This is a genomic window from Streptomyces sparsus, assembly GCF_054776295.1.
In genome coordinates this window covers 1-659 of the sequence record NZ_BAAHCA010001593.1, presented here as the reverse complement: position 1 = coordinate 659, position 659 = coordinate 1, and the positions used below count along the sequence as shown (strand labels likewise).

1 protein-coding gene is annotated in these 659 nt (G+C 76.0%); it reads right to left on the bottom strand.

Translation table 11 applies throughout. The annotated features are described in order from the left end of the window. Window positions 1–532, bottom strand: a 532-nt coding sequence (locus ACYVE9_RS29800; RefSeq protein WP_461030978.1) for an FAD-dependent oxidoreductase, incomplete at its 3' end; no start/stop codon positions are given. Window positions 533–659 lie beyond the last annotated feature (127 nt).

Below are 659 nucleotides of genomic sequence, written 5' to 3'. Positions count from 1 at the left end.
CCGCGCCCGCGTCGGCGGCCAGCCCGGCCAGCCGGGCCGCCACCGCGCCGAAGTCGCACACCCCGGTGGTGCCGACGTGGATCGCCGCGACCCCGTTCACCGCCGGTTCGTACTCGCCGATCTGGCACGGGCCCAGCTCCCGCACCGGAATGCCGTTCTGCCTGCCGCGCTGCGCCAGGGCGTGCAGCCGGGGCAGCTCCGAGCGGCGGGTGGCCACCACGAGCTTGCCGGTGAGGCGGTGCGGCACGTCGTGCTCGGCGCAGAACTTCACCATCTCCGCGGCGCCCTGCACCGCGAACCTGGCCTTGTACGAGCCCGGGCGGTAGTAGACGCCGCTGTGGATCACCCCGCTGTTGCGGCCCGTCTGGTGCCGGGCCGGGCCGCCCTCCTTCTCCAGGACCACGACCCGCACCCCGGGCCGGGCACGGGTGAGGGCGTACGCCGTCGACAGGCCGATGATGCCGCCGCCGACCACCAGCACGTCGCAGTCGTACGTGCGGCTCCCGGCGCGGGTCCGTGCTCCGTTGCTCACTGCCACCACGTACCCATCATGGGCGAGGGCACTGACATCTCCGGCCCCCGTCCCCGGTCCCGTGCCCCGTCCCGCCCCCGGTCACCGCGACACCGCCGGGCACCCGGCGGCGGCCCGGGCGTGCGGG